16 protein-coding genes are annotated in these 15,956 nt (G+C 67.7%); 4 read left to right on the top strand and 12 right to left on the bottom strand.

Features of this window, described 5'->3' with window-relative positions:
- Window positions 1-9: 9 nt before the first annotated feature.
- The 3 genes from JWP60_RS10695 to JWP60_RS10685 form a co-directional block, all read right to left on the bottom strand.
- Window positions 10-828, bottom strand: a complete 819-nt coding sequence (locus JWP60_RS10695) for a beta/gamma crystallin-related protein (protein ID WP_299790414.1) — start codon at window positions 826-828, stop codon at window positions 10-12.
- A 159-nt stretch (window positions 829-987) separates the two neighbouring features.
- The gene (locus JWP60_RS10690) at window positions 988-1,269 is read right to left on the bottom strand and encodes a hypothetical protein (RefSeq protein WP_299790412.1); all 282 of its coding nucleotides are present in this window, start codon (window positions 1,267-1,269) and stop codon (window positions 988-990) included.
- A 10-nt stretch (window positions 1,270-1,279) separates the two neighbouring features.
- Window positions 1,280-2,470 carry a Xaa-Pro peptidase family protein gene (locus JWP60_RS10685; protein ID WP_299790410.1) on the bottom strand — a complete coding sequence of 397 codons (1,191 nt, stop codon included), beginning with the start codon at window positions 2,468-2,470 and terminating at the stop codon, window positions 1,280-1,282.
- Between the two features lie 197 nt (window positions 2,471-2,667).
- Between JWP60_RS10685 and JWP60_RS10680 the strand changes: the two genes are divergently transcribed.
- Window positions 2,668-3,645, top strand: a complete 978-nt coding sequence (locus JWP60_RS10680; protein WP_299790408.1) for a tripartite tricarboxylate transporter substrate binding protein — start codon at window positions 2,668-2,670, stop codon at window positions 3,643-3,645.
- Window positions 3,646-3,961: 316 nt separating this feature from the next.
- Here JWP60_RS10680 and JWP60_RS10675 read toward each other — a convergent pair whose 3' ends face one another.
- The 8 genes from JWP60_RS10675 to JWP60_RS10640 form a co-directional block, all read right to left on the bottom strand.
- Window positions 3,962-4,897 carry a LysR substrate-binding domain-containing protein gene (locus tag JWP60_RS10675; RefSeq protein ID WP_299790405.1) on the bottom strand — a complete coding sequence of 312 codons (936 nt, stop codon included), beginning with the start codon at window positions 4,895-4,897 and terminating at the stop codon, window positions 3,962-3,964.
- Between the two features lie 89 nt (window positions 4,898-4,986).
- A complete protein-coding gene (locus JWP60_RS10670; RefSeq protein ID WP_299790402.1) occupies window positions 4,987-5,343 on the bottom strand; it encodes a hypothetical protein in 357 nt (118 codons plus the stop codon).
- A 264-nt stretch (window positions 5,344-5,607) separates the two neighbouring features.
- Window positions 5,608-6,588, bottom strand: coding sequence for a D-2-hydroxyacid dehydrogenase (locus JWP60_RS10665; RefSeq protein ID WP_299790399.1), 981 nt, complete (start codon window positions 6,586-6,588; stop codon window positions 5,608-5,610).
- 2 nt (window positions 6,589-6,590) lie between these two features.
- A complete protein-coding gene (locus JWP60_RS10660) occupies window positions 6,591-7,739 on the bottom strand; it encodes a mandelate racemase/muconate lactonizing enzyme family protein (protein ID WP_299790396.1) in 1,149 nt (382 codons plus the stop codon).
- A gap of 35 nt (window positions 7,740-7,774) precedes the next feature.
- Window positions 7,775-8,740, bottom strand: coding sequence for a tripartite tricarboxylate transporter substrate binding protein (locus tag JWP60_RS10655; RefSeq protein ID WP_299790393.1), 966 nt, complete (start codon window positions 8,738-8,740; stop codon window positions 7,775-7,777).
- Window positions 8,741-8,825: 85 nt separating this feature from the next.
- Window positions 8,826-9,758 carry a LysR family transcriptional regulator gene (locus JWP60_RS10650; RefSeq protein WP_299790390.1) on the bottom strand — a complete coding sequence of 311 codons (933 nt, stop codon included), beginning with the start codon at window positions 9,756-9,758 and terminating at the stop codon, window positions 8,826-8,828.
- A 16-nt stretch (window positions 9,759-9,774) separates the two neighbouring features.
- Window positions 9,775-10,941, bottom strand: coding sequence for an enolase C-terminal domain-like protein (locus JWP60_RS10645; RefSeq protein ID WP_299790387.1), 1,167 nt, complete (start codon window positions 10,939-10,941; stop codon window positions 9,775-9,777).
- A 19-nt stretch (window positions 10,942-10,960) separates the two neighbouring features.
- On the bottom strand, window positions 10,961-11,947 hold the full coding sequence (locus tag JWP60_RS10640) for a tripartite tricarboxylate transporter substrate binding protein (protein ID WP_299790384.1): 987 nt from the start codon (window positions 11,945-11,947) through the stop codon (window positions 10,961-10,963).
- A gap of 119 nt (window positions 11,948-12,066) precedes the next feature.
- Between JWP60_RS10640 and JWP60_RS10635 the strand changes: the two genes are divergently transcribed.
- The gene (locus JWP60_RS10635) at window positions 12,067-12,795 is read left to right on the top strand and encodes a GntR family transcriptional regulator (protein ID WP_299790381.1); all 729 of its coding nucleotides are present in this window, start codon (window positions 12,067-12,069) and stop codon (window positions 12,793-12,795) included.
- Window positions 12,796-12,807: 12 nt separating this feature from the next.
- On the opposite strand, the gene JWP60_RS10630 is transcribed toward JWP60_RS10635, so the two are convergent.
- Window positions 12,808-13,728 carry a LysR family transcriptional regulator gene (locus JWP60_RS10630; protein WP_299790378.1) on the bottom strand — a complete coding sequence of 307 codons (921 nt, stop codon included), beginning with the start codon at window positions 13,726-13,728 and terminating at the stop codon, window positions 12,808-12,810.
- Between the two features lie 138 nt (window positions 13,729-13,866).
- Between JWP60_RS10630 and JWP60_RS10625 the strand changes: the two genes are divergently transcribed.
- Window positions 13,867-14,850 carry a tripartite tricarboxylate transporter substrate-binding protein gene (locus JWP60_RS10625; RefSeq protein WP_299790376.1) on the top strand — a complete coding sequence of 328 codons (984 nt, stop codon included), beginning with the start codon at window positions 13,867-13,869 and terminating at the stop codon, window positions 14,848-14,850.
- Complete coding sequence (locus JWP60_RS10620; RefSeq protein WP_299790373.1) at window positions 14,850-15,956, top strand: aldo/keto reductase; 1,107 nt, start codon at window positions 14,850-14,852, stop codon at window positions 15,954-15,956. Before JWP60_RS10625 ends, JWP60_RS10620 begins: the two co-directional genes overlap by 1 nt.

The raw sequence follows: 15,956 nt of genomic DNA, 5'->3' as shown, positions 1-15,956 counted from the left end.
TGGGCGGCATCAGACGCGAGGCTCGCCGGCGCCGTTGACGATGACGGTGCGGCCCGGGGAGGTGGCCATCTGGACCTGGTGCTGCTTGCCGCGGAATTCGTAGCTCACGTCCCAGTAGCTGGGGGTGGCCGCGACCGGGTTGCTGTCGCAGCGGCGCACATCGTGTGCAGCCGGGGCCGTGTTCCCGCGGCCGTACTGCGCGCCGAGCGCGGCACCGCCCACGGCGCCACCTACCGTGGCGAGTTGCCGCCCCGTGCCGCCGCCCACCTGGTGACCCAGGATGCCGCCAAGCACGGCGCCGATGGCTGCGCCCGGCAGGTTGATGTTCCCTTGCTGCCCGGATTGCTGCGCGACCTGCTCGCGCTCCACCCAGCAACGCTGCGCCGGCGTGCCGACCACCGCGTGGGCCGAAGTGACGTCGGCGTCATAGAGGCGCTCGTTCCGGCGGCGGCGGAAGTCCTGCGTGACGACCGGCATGGGCGCATAGTCGCTGTCGCTCACGCGCTCGTTGCCGGCCAGCGGCCGCACCGAGGAGATGCGGTCGTTCAGGCCCATCGCCTGCAGCGAGGGGTACTGGCCGGGACGCAGCACAGTGCAGCGGCCGGCAAAGCGGGTGTCCTCGCAAGCCTCCCAGCGCTGGCCGACCACCACCACCGAAGAGGCGCGATCGTTCAGGCCCGAGCGATCCATGCTGGCGACCCGTTGCTGCGTGGTGAAGCTGCGGCCCTGGAAGCCTTCGTTCTCGTAGAAGGTGACTTGCGCGCAAGCGTGGCCAGCGAAGGCCAGCGCGGAGGCGGCAAACAGCGCGCGGGAGACAGTTGTTTTCATCGGGGACCTCTTTCAGCCCGCAGATTAGGCGCACCGTGCTACCGCGTCTGTCCGCTGCCGTACGGATCCGGCATTTATACTTGGACCATCCAGATTCCAGCGATGGGATTCGTCATCGAGCTGCCAAGGCGCCCGCAGACCATGCAAAGGCGGACCCGGTCAGGGCCAGAAGTACGCAGCGTTGGCCACCAGCGCGGCGAGCGAAAGCGTCAACCAGACGATGCCGACCGCCGCCGCTGCCCATTCCATGCGCTGCGCCTTCTTGAGGTTGCGGGCATTGATGGCAGCCTGCGCTGCCAGGTAGTGCTGCAGCACATCCTGCGCATCGATCTCGTCGTCGCCGCAGCGGGTGGCGTCGGCCTTGCGCATCCGGGTATCGAACCTGTCCATCCCTGTCCGGGTAGCCTGCATGGGGTGATGAGAGAGCGTGTTCATGTTCATGGGGGTGCTGTCAAGCGACGGTGGCGTATTCAAGGGTATGGGGGGTGTGCGTCAAGGCCCGCGGTTCCCGACCCACGACCAGCGTGTCGCCGAGGCGGAATCCGCCGATGCCATGGACGTAGAGACCCGGCTGCGCGGAATACACCTCGTTCTTCAGCAGGCGACGGAAAGAGAAAGCCATGTCCTCGGGATACTCGTGATGCAGGACGCCGATGGCGTGTCCGGTGCGATGCTTGATGGACTCGCCGAAGCCCGCCTTCTCGATCACCGCCTGCGCGGCCGCGTCGCTGGCACTCACCGGGTTGCCGGTCCGCGTGGCCGCGACGGCAGCTTCGTTGGCGTCCTTGGCGACAGTCCAAAGAGCCGCCTGCTGCGCGGTCGGCTTGCCGCAGAACCAGGTACGCTCGTTCTCGACCGCCAGGCCGTTGAGGCGCGGAATGATGCTGTTGACCAGCACGTCGCCCTCCTTGATTCGCTGGCCGCAGGAAGCTCCGTCGCCATGGGGCGACGCGGAGGCCTGCCCGCTCAGGGTCGAAGTCCGGATCACCTCGAAGTGTTCGCCGGCAAATCGCTCCGCGGCTTCCTGCACGAAAAGCGAGGCCATGGCGCAATCCAGTTCCTGCACGAGGCGCCCCGGACGGATGCTCTCGCGGTATCGGTCCTGCACCCAGTCCGACAGCTTGGCCGCTGCCTCCATGACCCGCAGTTCCTCCTCGTTCTTCTGCCAGCGCAGCGCGCGGCACTCGGGCGTGCTCGGGCGAAAATGGATCCCGGGCAGCAGCCGCCCGGCCGCGGTCAGGACGGGGCTGCCTCCCTCCACGCCAATGAGGGAGCGTGCCAGCCCGGCGCCCTGCAGCCGATCGGCGACGAGCTCATGAAGCTGGCCAATGAGCGGGAGCCGGTTGGCCACTTTCGGATGCTCGGCGTAGAAGCTGATGTCGGTGATCCACAGTTTTCCGTTCTCGATCGAGAAGCGGACGTGGTTGGTCGACAGCTCGTTCATGATGAGGAACGGCGGGCCCTCGCGGGGGATCACCGCAAGGATCGGCCGCTCCCACGGTTGCACATCCGTGGCGAAATTCGTGGCGAACTGGAAGAAGTCCGCCGAAGTGAAGATCAGCGCATCGACCTGCAGCGTGTCCATCAGCGCCGAGATCTTCTTGTGGCGATAGTCAAAGGTCGTCTGGGTAAGCTTCGGCATACGGGATACTTCAATCGTTGCAGATGCCGAGGCGTCCGGATGAGCTGGATTGTCGAAGGAGGCCGCATGACCGGCAAATGAATTAAGTGGAGGATGGCATTAGCAATCTCTCATGTGACTTCGCGAAGAACCAGGCTCCCTGAGCTGCTTCGCGAGCTCGGGTGGTACACCGAAGTCAAGCTTTTCGATCCGCTGCCATGAACATTTCTCGACGCGCCCTGTCTGCCACGGTGGTTCTTGCCGCAACAGGAGTGGTGCCATTCGCGGCGAGGCCGGAGTCGTATCCGGACAAGCCCATCACGATCATCTATCCCTACGCGGCAGGCAGCGCCTCCGACGTGCTGGCCCGCGAGATCGGAGCGATCATCGCCAAGGCGCTGGGGCAGCCCGTCGTCGTGGAGTCCAGGCCCGGGGCGGGCGGCTCCATGGGACTCGAACGCGTCGTGCGCTCCGCGCCGGACGGGTACACGCTGGCTTTCACCGCCAGCGGGACGATGTCCGTGAACCCGCATATCTACCGCCTGAAGTACCAGCCCGTGGACGACCTGGTGGCTATCACCACCCTGGTGGACGTCCCGTTCATCGTGGTGACGAGACGGGGCTTTCCGGCAACGACCCTCGAGGAATTCATCGCCTATGCCAGGGCGAATCCGGGGAAGCTCTCTTTTGCCAACGCCGGCATGGGCACGCAGGCGCATCTGACGCAAGTGATGTTCATGAAGGCGGCGGGCATCGAGGCGAACGTGGTCTTCTACAAGGGCGGCACACCGGCGATGGCCGATCTCATGGGCGGGCATGTCGACGCGATGATCGACAACGCTGCGGCGCAAGTGGGCAACGTGCAGGCCAGGAAGGTCCGGTCCCTGTTCGTGACCACACGAACCCGCAGTGCATCCCTGCCGGACGTGCCCACCGCCGAAGAGGCCGGCCTGCCCGGGTTCGTGACCTCCGGCTGGTTCGGCCTGGCCGCGCCCAGGGGCACGCCGCAGGCGATCGTCCAGCGACTGAACTCCATCATCGTCAAGGCCTTCTCCCGGGCGGACACGCGCAAGAAGCTGGTCCAGGCTGGCTGGCTCCCCGTGGCCAGTTCGCCGGCCGAGTCCGACGCACGGGCGCGCGCCGACCTCGTGCGCTTCGGCGCCATCGCCAGGGAAATCGACCTGACGCCGAACTAGGGCCTGTTCACGCTATTTCCAGGGGCGCGTTGCGATTCCAAGGGGCCAGGCGCAAGGCGCGAGGCCGCTGCTGGGGTCACCCCCAGCAAGGCCTCGTAACGCAGCGGATGGCCCCTTGGAATCGCAACCCGGAGGGAAGGGGTCGCATCGGGCGCCACTCCGCGTTGCCCGGCTTGCCCGCACGCGAGTGCGGGCTGCCCCGTGCGCCTTGATTGGCGCCCGATGCGACCCCTTCGCGCCCCTCGAAATAGCGTGAACAGGCCCTAGCCGATTCCAGCCGCTGTCCGTAAGCTTGTCGCAAGGTCCTGGCAGCAAGTCACTTGGCGCTCTTCGTCTGCTTCTTGAGAGAGGCCGTGAATTCGGAGAGGAGCGGGTTCGAGCTGCCCTCCGGCCAGATCGTGCCCAGATCCGCGAAACGGGTGACCGGCGTCAGCGCGACCCGCGACAGCAATCCGAGGGACGTATAGAAGTCGGCAACCTGCCCCGAGAGGGGTGCCAGGCAATCTGTCGCCCGCAGGTGCGCCTGGATCGCCGCCACCGACACGGTCTCCACGCGTGGTTGTGGCAGTGCCATCCCTTGCTCGGAGAAAGCCTCTTCCATCCGCACTCGGCTCAGGCTGTTGGCGGGCGGAAGCACCCAGGGATAGGTAACTGCGTCCTGCCAGGTCGGCTTGCGCTTGCCTGCCAGCGGGTGATCCGCCCGGCAGACGATCCGCACGACATCTTCCATCAGGATCTCGGTGGCAAATCCATACTGGCGGGCCCGCGGATCGATGGTGCCCACCACCAGGTCGAACTCACGCTTGCCGAGGCGGGCGAGCAGATCGACCATCGTCCCCTCCTGGACATGGATGACGGTGTTGGGATGCTTCTCCTGCAAGGCGGCGATCGCGCGCGGCACCATGGACAGCGCCGCGGAATGGATGCAACCGACCTGCATCCGCCCGACCAGCCCCGATCGCACGGCCTTCAATTCCTCGTCCACGCGCCGCACGTCCCCGAGCATCCGTTCTGCGTGGCGGCGCAGGATATCGCCAGCGGCCGTCAGCTTGAGCTTTCGGCCGCGCGCGAACAGGGGAGAACCGATCACGTCCTCGATGTCGGAAAGCCAATGGGACACTGCCGGCTGCGTCATGTGCATCCGCTCTGCCGCCGCCGTGATGCTCCCGGCGCTCTCCAGCACGAGGAAGGTTTCGAGGTGGCGCAGCTTCAGGCGGCGGGCCCAGGGAATGGTCTTGAGATCGGGCTCCATGAGCGAATGCTAATGGAGTGGCCTTCAGGCCGTCCTTTTGCGGCCTCGAAGGCCGCTCACGCGCGCAGGCGCCCGGTTCGTTCTGCCGGTCAGAGCCGCACCGGCAAGCCAGAACTGCGCGCTTGCGGGTTGCCCCGGCTGTAACCCCATCGTGCGATCTCGGTGCGCAGTTCCAGCCGGAAGCGCCGCAGCTCGATCGCGTCGCGCTGGAACCGGTTCAGTGCACGGCGCAGCCGGATCAGCGACAGGTGCCTGACGCAGTCCTCGTGGGCCAGCGCGGCATCGGCGCGCTGGCGCAGGCGGCAGCAGCGCGCACGGTAAGCACGCCATCGGAGATCGCCGGCGACCCGGGTCAGCTCGGTGTCGACGACCCCGGCGATCCTCTTGACCTCCCAGGCGATGCACAGGACCTGCCGCGATGCCTCGCTGCGCTCGCGCCGCTGCAACAGCCAGCGCCGGGCACGCGCCGCCCCGAGAGCCCCGAAGGTCGCCCATGGCAGCCACCAGAGCGAGCTGGCGAATTGAGGTGCAAGGATGTGCAAGACGGAATGCCCCGTTGAACGATGCCTCGGAATTCTGGCAGTGCCGCGGGGGCGTCGACAGGTACTTTGGTGCTGTTTTTATGGGGCGGCCGCGGCCCGAAGAGGCCGTCGCACGGATCGGGAACAGGGACGGTCGAAGACGGCCCGGCGACCGCATCGGCAACCGAACTATGCATCCAGGCAGCGCTCCAGATTCCGCACGAAGCTGTCGACGACCCGTTCCTCATGCCCTTGCGACGCGGCACTGTTGTGCGGGCTGATCCACACCTGCGGCAAGTCCCACAATGGCGAGGCCTGCGGCAGCGGCTCCTGCACGAACGTGTCCAGGTAAGCGCCACGAATGCGCCCCTGCACCAGGGCGTCGCACAGCGCTGCTTCGTCCACCAGTTCCCCGCGGGCAACGTTGACGATGCGCGCCCCGGGGCGCAACAACGCCAGACGACGCGCATCGATCAGGCCCCGCGTCGCTGGCGTGAGAGGCAAGGCCAGCACCAGCCAGTCGCAGTCCGGCAGGACATCGTCGAGCTGAGAGAGTGCGAACGTGTCGTCGAAGGGCGGCGTCGGCTCGCTGCTGCGCCGCACTGCCACCACTTGCATGCCCAAGGCCTTGAGCAGGCGCCCGATCTCGCAGCCAATGGCACCAGCCCCGATCACGGCCACCCGCAGGTCGTGCAATTCCCTGGGCTTGTCCGCGCCCGTGAGCGGCGCCCACTCGCGCCGCGCCTGCGCCGCGAGCCAGTGGTCGAAGCCGCGTGCCTGGGCGAGGATGGCAGCGACCGCGCTCTGCGCGATCGAAATGGCGGTGACGCCGGCGGAAGCGGTGACGCGCACGCCGCGGGCCAGCGCGCTCGCGTACTGCGGCAGATCGAGCCCGGTCGAACACACGTGCAGCCAGCGCAGCCGCGGTGCGGCATCCGCGACCCGGAAGAACGCGTCCGACAGCGGCCCCGGCGTGCGCAGCGAACTGCCTTCGTACAGCTCGCGGGAGAAGAAGGCCACGTCGATCTGCGCCAGCGCAGCCGCCGCGCGCGACAGCGGGAACCGTTGCAGCGCCACGCCGCGCGCAGCCGCCACCTGGTCCAGGCGCGCGCCGTGCGCGCGGTCGACCGCATCGGACAACAGCAGGCCCAACGTGCGGCGCGGCCGCATCGTCATTGCACGGTCTGCCAGCGGTCCTTGGCGCCGGGGTAGACGACACCGTACTCGTGCAGTGCCGCCTCGTCGAAACGGAAGCCGAGCCCGGGTCGCTTGGGCAACAGCAGGTCGCCCTTGTCCGCTTCGATCTGGCGATCGATCACGCGGCGGAAGTTGACGATGTGGTCGTCGGGCATCCACTCCACGTAGGTGGCGTTGGGTGTCGAAGCGACCAGGTGCACGTGCACGTCGTGCCACGCGTGCGGCGCGACCGTCAGGCCGTGGCAATCCGCCATGGCGGCTATGCGCCGGAACTCGGTGATGCCGCCGCACACCGTCGCATCCGTCTGCAGCAGCGTGGTCGCTCCCTGCGTGATCAGGTCCTTGAAGCGCCAGCGGCCGGCCTCGATCTCGCCCGTGGCCACGGTCACCGGCGTGGCGCGGGCCAGGCGGGCATGGTTGTCCAGGTCGTCGGGGGAGAACGGCTCCTCGATCCAGAACGGGTTGTACGGCTCGAAGCAGCGCATGTACTCCAGCGCCGTGGGCAGGTCGCGCCACGCGTTGTTGGCATCGAGCATCAGCCGCACGTCGGGACCGATGGCCTCGCGGACGGCGGCGATGCGCTTGCGCTCGCCCGCCACGCTCTCCAGGCCGACTTTCATCTTGACCGCACGGAAGCCCTCGCTCACGTGCTGCGCCATCTCCCGGGCCAGCTTGTCAGGCGTCTTGCCAGGCAAGTAGTAGCCGCCGCTCGCATACGCGGGCACGCGCTCCAGAGTCTTGGCGCCAAGGTACTGGTTGAGCGGCAGGTTGGCCGAGCGGGCGTTCAGGTCCCACAGCGCGATGTCGAGCGCCGACAGCGCGCGCATGACGCCACCCGCGCGGCCCATCAGCAAGGCCTCCTGGTACATCTCGGACCAGAGGCCTTCGATGCGCAGCGACTCCTGGCCGACGAGTTTGGGCCCGAGCAAGTCGGTCACGGCCACCGAGAGCAGGCGCCCGGCGCTGTTGACGGCGTAGCAATAGCCAAGGCCCTCCTGGCCGTCGGTGGAGCGCACGCGCACGAGGCAGTATTCACGCGCCTTCACCTCGCGCGTGGCGAAGGTGACGGGCTTGGCCAGCGGAACGCGGGCAATGCAGACGGAAACGGATTCGATGGTGGGCATATGGAGGTCGGGTGCTGGAGGGAAAGGGTTGCGGTTCAATCGAGCTTCATGTTGCTTTTCTTGATCACGTCGGCCCACTTGACCTTTTCCTGGTCGATGACGCGCTGGAATTGCGCCGGCGATCCGTCGATGGGCGACAGGCCGAGTTCGGCCAGGTGCTTCTGGAACTCCGGCTTCCTGATCACCCGCGAGATTTCGGCATTGAGATAACTCACCACCTGCGGCGGCGTGCCCGCGGGCGCGATGATCCCGAACCACACGTTCGCCTCATAGCCGGGAATGCCGGCTTCGGCCAGCGTCGGCACATCGGGCAGCAGGTCCAGACGCTTGCTGGATGTCACGGCCAGGGCCTTGAGCTTGTGCTCCTTGATGTAGGGAAGGCTCTGCGTGGGCGTGGCGAAGATCAGCGGGATCTGTCCCGCCAGCAGGTCCTGCTGCGCGGGGGCGCCGCCCTTGTACGGGATCGGGGTCATCGCGATGCCGGCCATCTGGTCCATGAGCTCCATCGAGATGTGCTGCGTGGAGCCGGCACCCGGCGTGCCGAAGGCGATCCTTTCACGCTTGGCCGCCGCGATCAGTTCACGCACGGTGTTGGGCGCGAATTTCGGATTGGCCACCAGCACGAACGGCGTATCGGCGATCAGGGATACGGGCGCGAAGTCAGCCAGCCCGTAGTTCAGGTTCGGGTAGAGGAAGGTGTTGGTGACATGCGAGGAAATCACCAGCATCAGCGTGTAGCCGTCGGGGGCGGCGCGCTTCAACTCGCTGGTCGCGATGGTGCTGTTGGCGCCTGGCTTGTTGTCCACGATCACCGGCTGCGGCATCGCCTTGGACAATTCGATGCCGACCATGCGTGCCACGGTGTCGTTGGAGCCGCCGGGCGCCATGCCCACGATGAGGCGCACGGGCCTCTTCGGATAGTCCTGCGCACCGGCTGCGGACGCGGCGACACAGAGCACTGCCACCAGGGCGCGCCAGGCGCTGCCAAGGGATCGGTTCATGGGAATGTCTCCTGGGATTGTTCTGGAAAGGAAGCCAATGCTAGGAAGCGACGGTGCCGCGCGCCAACGAATTGTTTGGATCGCGTCATCGAGCTTCTCGATGAATCCTTGCCTCGGGGGCCAGCGCCCTCATGGCATCCTGCACACGCGCACGCAGCGCTTCGATGAAGGCCGCGGCGGCAATCGAAGAGTCTTCGCCGGAACGCCGCACGAGGCAGATGTCCCGCTCGTTGAGAGGCAGCGTGAGCGGGATCGCGCGCAGGCCGAGCTGCGCGAAAGCTGGCAGTCCCAGGGTAGGCACCATCGTGACGCCGAGGCCGGCCGCCACGAAACCTGCGGCGGTGCTCAGTGCGTTCAGCTGGCGGGAGCGCACCCACTGCCTCGGATAAATCGCGGCGTCCAGGTGCTGCCGCACACTGCTGTTCGGCTCGAACACGATCACCGGCTCGTCGATGACTTCATCGACGGCCAGTCGCTCGCGGCCGGCGAGCCGATGACTTGCGAGGCAGATGAAGTAGAAGCTGTCGGTGGCGAGCGTCTCGACGAGCAGGTCCGGCCGGGGTGAGACCGCGGCGCACAAGGCGAGGTCCACCTGGCGGTTGCGCACCAGGTCCACGCACACCGTGCTGGCCGCGTCGTGCACCACCACCTCCACGCCCGGGTGGTCCCGCGCGAAGCTGGCGATGAGGCCCGGGAGGATGCCGGACGCGACGGAGGGCAAGGCGGCAACGGCGACCCGTCCCCGCTGGCAGCGCACGTAGTCCTGCATCTGCTCGAGTGCGCGCTCTGTCTCGGGCAGCAGGTGCGAGACGATGGCCAGAAAGGCCCGGCCCTCCGCCGTGAGGTCCACGTTGCGGGTGCTGCGCGCGAACAGCTTCACGTCGAGGTCGCTCTCCAGGTTGGAGATCAGCGCGCTGAACGCGCTCTGCGTGAGGCTGCAACTCTCCGCCGCGCGCGTGAAGTTGCGCAGCGTCGCCAGCGCCATGAAGGCACGCATGTGCCGCACGGACAGGTTCATGCCGGGTGCTTGCGCGTCAAGCGGTGAGCTGCCGGATGAAAGGGACGAGCTCCGTCTTCTGCTCCAGCCCGAACCCGGGTGCGTCGCTCGGCCGCACGCGCGCATTGCGGATCTCGCACTCCTTCGAGTAACCGCCGAAGGGCTGGAACACGCCGGGGTACGCTTCGCAGGCGCCCAGGCCGAGACCCACCACGACGTGCAGGTTGATCAGATGACCGCCATGGGGAACCGCTTGCCGCCGGTCGAAGCCGTGCGCTTCCAGCACCTGCAGCATCCGCGCATATTCGGTGATGCCGTAACTCAGGCCGCTGTCCATCTGGAAGACATCGCGCTGCGGGCGCATGCCGCCAAAGCGCACCAGGTTCAGTGTGTCGATCGTGGAGAACAGGTTCTCGCCGGTGGCGACTGCGCCGCCGTACGCTTCGATCACCTCGCGATTGAGCTGGTAGTCGAGCGGGTCGCCGATCTCCTCGAACCAGCGCAGATCCAGGGGCCGCAACTCGCTGGCATAAGCGAGGGCGGTGGGCAGGTCGAAACGCCCGTTGGCATCCACCATCAGGTGCGCGCCGCCACCTGCGACCTTCAGCGCTTCTTCCACACGCTTCATGTCCTCGGCCAGCGGCGCGCCGCCGATCTTCATCTTGAAGCTCTCGAAGCCCATCTCGCGATAGGCGAGGAACTCGTCGCGCAGCGTGCGGCCGGTGCCGGGCGCGTAGTAGTAGCCGCCGCCCGTGTAGACCTCCACCGGCGTGGCCACCGGCTGGCGGCCAAAGGCGCGGGCGATGGTCGCACAGGCGGGTTCGTCGGCGAGCTTGGCGTTGAGGTCCCAGATCGCGTGTTCGATGGCTGCGGCGGCGCCGGCGCGATCGCCGTGGCCGCCGGGTTTTTCGTTGCGCAGGATCGTGGCCAGCACCTTGGCGGGATCGAAGCCCTGCCCGTCCGCGGCCAGCAGCGATGCAGTCCCGGCGCCCAGCAAGCGCGGGATCATGCGGTCGCGGATGATCCCGCTCTGGGCAAAGCGGCCGATGGAGTTGAAGCCGAGGCCCACCACGGGCTTGCCGCCGCGGACCACATCGGTCATCACGGCGACCAGGGAAACGGTGTGTTCGGAGAAGTTGACGACGGCGTTGGCGACGGCGCCCTGGAGCGGGACGGCGAGCTCGCGGATTTCGGTGATGCGCATGGTGTTGCGGTCTTCGGTTTCACTCGGCGGTGATGCCGGCGGCCTTGATCACGGAGCCCCACTTGGTGAGCTCGCTGGCAATGAATCTGCCGAACTCCGGCGCGGAGCTGCCGATCACGATCATTCCCAGGTTGGTCAGGCGGGCCTTCACCGCATCGTCCGCCAGCACGGTCTTGAGGTCCGCGTTCAGGCGGTCGCGGATCGCTGGATCCAGCCCCTTGGGGGCAACGATGCCCAGCCAACCCAGCGCGTCGAAGCCGGCCACGCCGCTCTCGGCGACGGTCGGCACGTCCGGCAGTTGCGGCGCGCGCTGGATGGTCGAGACGGCGAGCACACGCACCTTGCCGGCCTTCACGTGCGGCAGGACGGCCGGCAGCGAATCGAACATCGCCTGCAGCTGACCCGAGATCAGGTCCGTGTACGCGGGTGCGCTGCCTCGGTACGGGATGTGGGTGATGTGCGTGCCGGTACGCTGCTTCAACAGCTCGAAGGTGAGATGCTGGAACGAGCCGACCCCACCGGAGCCGTAGCTCAGCTTGCCCGGATTCTTCTTCGCCGCGGCCAGGAGATCGGCCAGGGTCTGGTACGGCGAGCTGGCTGGCACGGCCAACGCCTGCGCCACGCCGGCGACGTTCATGATCGGCGTGAGCTCGCGCGGGTTGTAGCCGGCGTTCGCGTACAGGTGGGGTGCGGCGGCCAGCGGTCCGCTCGAACCGAGCAGCAGCGTGTAGCCATCCGCGGCCGCTGCGGCCGCCGCGCGGCTGCCCAGCGTGCCGCCGGCGCCTCCCTTGTTGTCCACCAGCAGGCTCTGCCCCCAGAGCTTCCCCAAGGGTTCGGCCAGCACGCGTGCCAGCACGTCGCCGCTCTGTCCGGCCGTGAACGGGACGACGATCGTCACGGGCTTGCCGGGGTAGCCGGCGGCGCGCGCCTGCGCCTTGGCAAGGCGCGGCGCCAGGGCGCTGACCGCCACGGCGGCCAGGCAGGGAAGCAGGCTTCTGCGATGCATTCGGGAGATTCCTTCGCTGCGACCGACCGGGCGCGGAGTGGCGATCGTAGATTTGTGCCGACCGCCGATATGTAGGGACATATACGATGAACATATCGGGCACATATCGGAGGGGAGCCTTGGCCGTTGCGCTGTACCAGAAGATTTCGGAGGACCTGCTGCGCAAGATCAGCTCCGGTGCCCTGCCCGTGGGCAGCCTCCTGCCCACCGAAATGGCCTTGATGGCGGCGTACCAGGCCAGCCGCAACACCGTTCGCATGGCCCTGCAGCAATTGCAGGCACGCGGCCTGATCTCGCGGCGGCGCAATCGGGGAACGATGGTGGAGGCGCTGCCCGGGGGCGGGGGCAGCTTCACCCAGTCGTTGGCCTCGCTCGAAGGCCTGGTGACTCTCGCCAGCACCGCGCAACGCGAGATCCTGGCGAGCGAAGACATGGTTCTGGACGTCGCGACGGCCAAGGTATTGCACTGCCAGCCCGGCTCACGCTGGCACCACCTGGTCCTGGTGCGCCGGGAAGCGGGCAAGGCACGTCCCCTGGGGTGGACCGATGCCTATGTGGATCCGCACTATCGGCAGGTGCGTGAACTTGCGCAGCAGCAGCCGGCAGCTTTGCTGGTCGACCTGATCGAGGCGGCCTTCGGCCGGCGCGTCGAAAGCGTGGAACAGACGGTGTCGGTGTGCGCGATCGGCGAGGACATGGCGCAGCCGCTCGGAGTGGCGAAGGGCACCCCTGCGCTGCACGTGCTGCGGCATTACCGCGATCGCGCGGGTGCGCTGGTGGTGGTCACGAAGACGCTGTACCCGGAGAATCTGTATTCGATGACGACCACGCTGTCGAGGCAACAGTAGGGCCATCACGCCCTACCCGATCGCCTGCGTCCCGCGGCTCGCGCCAGCGCGCATGGCGTGCCACACCGCATCGAAGGCTTCGACGAAAGCCTGCTCGGTGACCGACATCGGCCGGTAGCGATTGCGCACGATCCGCACCGACAGCTTCTCGGCCGACTGGAAGGGCCGCACCTCCAGTCCCTCCAGCAGACCGCCGGCGATGGAGACCTGGTCCACCACGGCAATGCCGACGCCAGCCTGCGCGAACCAGCAGGCGGTGGTGGAACTGGTGGCCTCGAAGTCGCGATGCATCTTCTCGGCGGCCGCTCCGAAGGCGCGCCGCAGCGTCTGGCCGAAGGGCGTCGATTCGGGCGAGGAGATCACGCGCTCGCCGGCCAGGTCCTGCGGGCGGATCAGCTTGCGCCGCGCCAGCGGATGCTCCTTGCGCATCACGCAGGCCAGCCCGCACTGGTAGGCCTTGACGGTGGCCAGGTTCGGATGGTCGTGCGGCAGCAGCGCCACGCCCAGGTGGGTGGAGCGATCCAGCAGGAACTGGTTGAGGATGTCGGGGGCGAACACCTGCACGCGGCATTGCAGCCGCGGCACCTGCTCGTACAGGCGCGCCACGGAGCGCGAGACCAGGTAGGGCGCCAGGCTCGCCGAACACACGATCCGCAGGGTGGCCTGCGTCGGCTGGGCGAGCGCGCGCGAGACGTCGCGCACCTTCTCGACGCCGCGCCACAGCTGGTCGATCTCGGCATGCAGCGCGTGCGCCTCGGGGGTGGGGATGAGGCGGCCCTTGACCCGTTCGAACAAGGTCAGGCCACTGGCACGCGCGGCCTGCGCCAGCACCTTGCTGATGGCGGGCGGCGAGACATGCAGCAGTTCCGCCGCGCTGTTCACTCCGCCGGCCAGCATCACCGCGCGAAACACTTCCATCTGCCGCAGATTCATCGCTCTTCCACAGTCCCCAGGTGTTAACCGCAGTTTAACGGTGGGCCCATTCTTTTCAATTGGCGGGCGGCGGCCACCGGCCCAGAATGGGCCAGCAGCCCCGTACGCGAACGAGGGGCGCACCAGGAGACATCCCCCATGCATTCCAAGCTCACGCGCCGCCAGTTCGTGGCCTGCGCCGCCGCATCCTCGCTGCCGCTGGCTTTCCCGGCCATCGTGCGCGCCCAGAACCGGCCGCTCACCATCTTCCTCACCGTGCCGCCCGGCACCTCGTCGGACACCCTGGCGCGCCTGCTGGGGGAACGCCTCAGGGCGAAGCTGAACCGCACCGTGCTGGTGGATTCCCGGTCCGGCGCCGGCGGGCTGGTGGCCGTGCAGGCCCTGCGCAACCAGGAGGCCGACGGCTCCTGGCTGATGATGGCGCCCAATTCCTCGGTGGCGCTGCTGCCGCTCTTTTCCAGCAAGCCGACCTTCGACTACGAGAAGGACCTGGTGTCGGTGGTCGAGTGCGCGTCGGCGCCCATGGCTTTCACGGTCAACCCCTCGGCCCACGTGAACACGATGGCCGACTACTTCGACAGCGTGCGCAAGAACCCGAAGCTGGCGTCGATCGGCGTGCCCAGCCCCGCCAGCATGGGCGCGCTGGTGATCTACCAATTGGGCAAGCAGCTGAACCTGCCGCTGCAGGCGGTCGCGTACCGCGGCGGCGCGCCGCTGCTGAACGACCTGCTGGGCAACCAGATCCCGGCCAGCGGCTCGATCCTGCCGGACTACCTGGAGTTCCACCGTGCCGGCAAGCTCAAGGTGCTGGCGATCGCAAGCGAAAAGCGATCGGTGCTGGCACCGGAGATCCCGACGATGACGGAGGCGGGCTATCCCGGGTACGTCGCAGTCACGTCGTTCGGCCTCTACGGCAAGGCGGGCCTGCCGGCCAGCCTTGCGACGGAATATGCCTCGATCGTGACCGAGGCGCTGGCCACCCCGCAGATCACCGACGTGCTGCACAAGATGGGCCTGGTGCCGGTGGGCGGCACGCCGGCGGAATTCCACCGCAAGGTGCTGGCCGACCGCGAGCGCTGGGCGCCGATCATCAAGGCCTCCGGCATCAGGATGGACGCGTGATGAGCGACGACCTGCAAAAGCGCGTCACCGCCATCGGCCTGACGCACGAGAACCGCACCGGCATGGCCTATCGCCACGTGGGCCGCTCGGGCCTGATCGCCTCGGCCATCGGCGTCGGCTGCTTCCCCTTCGGCGGCTTCGCCAGCGTGCCGGACAGCTGCCGCGTGGTGGACCAGGCGCTGGACCTGGGCATCAACTACTTCGACACCGCCAACAGCTACGGCATCGGCAAGTCGGAGTCGGCGCTGGGCGTCGCGCTCGAAGGCAAGCGCGATCGCGCCCTGATCGCGACCAAGTTCGGCAACCGCACGGGCGACGGCCCCAACGACATCGGCGCCTCGCGGATGGCCATCGTCCGCGCCTGCGAGGCGAGCCTGAATCGGCTGAAGACCGACTACATCGACCTGTACCAGCTGCACTGGCCGGACCACGAGACGCCGATCGAGGAGACGCTGCGCGCGCTCGATGACCTGGTGCGCGCCGGCAAGGTGCGTTACGTCGGCTGCTCCAACCTGTTCGCCTGGGAGATCGCCGAGGCGCACTTCACGGCGGAAAAGCTGGGCGTGGGCAAGTTCATCTCGGCGCAGGACCACTACAACCTGCTGTATCGGGACATCGAGAAGCGCTTCGAGCCCTTCTGCGTGAAGTACGGCGTCGGCATGACGCACTACTTCCCGCTGGCCGGCGGCATGCTGTCCGGCGCCTACCAGCGCGGCGCCATCACGCCCGGCACGCGCCAGGCGAACAATCCCAATACCGCGGCCTGGCAGTCCGAGCGCAACTGGGACGTGCAGGAGAAACTGCTGGCCTTCGCCCGCGAGCGCGGCTGGACGCTGCCGCAGATGTCGATCGCGTGGCTGCTGCAGCGGCCCGCCACCTTCACCGTGATTGCCGGCGCCGACCGGCCCGAGCACCTGCAGGAAAACGTCAAGGCGCTGCAGGTGCGCTTCACGCCCGAAGACCTGGTGGAGATCGACCGCATCACGCTGGTCGACGAAGACCGCAGCGTCGCGCCGCCCTACCGCACCCTGCGGCCGGAGAAGGTGCACGAATTCGAGCCCATGCAACGCGCCCGCGCCGGCGCACCCAGCAAGGCGGCCCACTGA

This window comes from Ramlibacter sp. (assembly GCF_028291745.1).
Taxonomy (GTDB): Bacteria; Pseudomonadota; Gammaproteobacteria; order Burkholderiales; family Burkholderiaceae_C; genus Ramlibacter.
This window is presented reverse-complemented; position numbering and strand designations above follow the sequence as displayed.

Bases quoted from the DNA above. Each gene is read 5' to 3' on its own strand.
- JWP60_RS10685 (WP_299790410.1), bottom strand. From the start codon at position 2,470: ATGCCGAAGCTTACCCAGACGACCTTTGACTATCGCCACAAGAAGATC.
- JWP60_RS10675 (WP_299790405.1), bottom strand. From the start codon at position 4,897: ATGGAGCCCGATCTCAAGACCATTCCCTGGGCCCGCCGCCTGAAGCTG.
- JWP60_RS10660 (WP_299790396.1), bottom strand. From the start codon at position 7,739: ATGCCCACCATCGAATCCGTTTCCGTCTGCATTGCCCGCGTTCCGCTG.
- JWP60_RS10665 (WP_299790399.1), bottom strand. From the start codon at position 6,588: ATGCGGCCGCGCCGCACGTTGGGCCTGCTGTTGTCCGATGCGGTCGAC.
- JWP60_RS10640 (WP_299790384.1), bottom strand. From the start codon at position 11,947: ATGCATCGCAGAAGCCTGCTTCCCTGCCTGGCCGCCGTGGCGGTCAGC.
- JWP60_RS10680 (WP_299790408.1), top strand. From the start codon at position 2,668: ATGAACATTTCTCGACGCGCCCTGTCTGCCACGGTGGTTCTTGCCGCA.
- JWP60_RS10690 (WP_299790412.1), bottom strand. From the start codon at position 1,269: ATGAACATGAACACGCTCTCTCATCACCCCATGCAGGCTACCCGGACA.
- JWP60_RS10695 (WP_299790414.1), bottom strand. From the start codon at position 828: ATGAAAACAACTGTCTCCCGCGCGCTGTTTGCCGCCTCCGCGCTGGCC.
- JWP60_RS10645 (WP_299790387.1), bottom strand. From the start codon at position 10,941: ATGCGCATCACCGAAATCCGCGAGCTCGCCGTCCCGCTCCAGGGCGCC.
- JWP60_RS10620 (WP_299790373.1), top strand. From the start codon at position 14,850: ATGAGCGACGACCTGCAAAAGCGCGTCACCGCCATCGGCCTGACGCAC.
- JWP60_RS10625 (WP_299790376.1), top strand. From the start codon at position 13,867: ATGCATTCCAAGCTCACGCGCCGCCAGTTCGTGGCCTGCGCCGCCGCA.
- JWP60_RS10655 (WP_299790393.1), bottom strand. From the start codon at position 8,740: ATGAACCGATCCCTTGGCAGCGCCTGGCGCGCCCTGGTGGCAGTGCTC.
- JWP60_RS10630 (WP_299790378.1), bottom strand. From the start codon at position 13,728: ATGAATCTGCGGCAGATGGAAGTGTTTCGCGCGGTGATGCTGGCCGGC.
- JWP60_RS10650 (WP_299790390.1), bottom strand. From the start codon at position 9,758: ATGAACCTGTCCGTGCGGCACATGCGTGCCTTCATGGCGCTGGCGACG.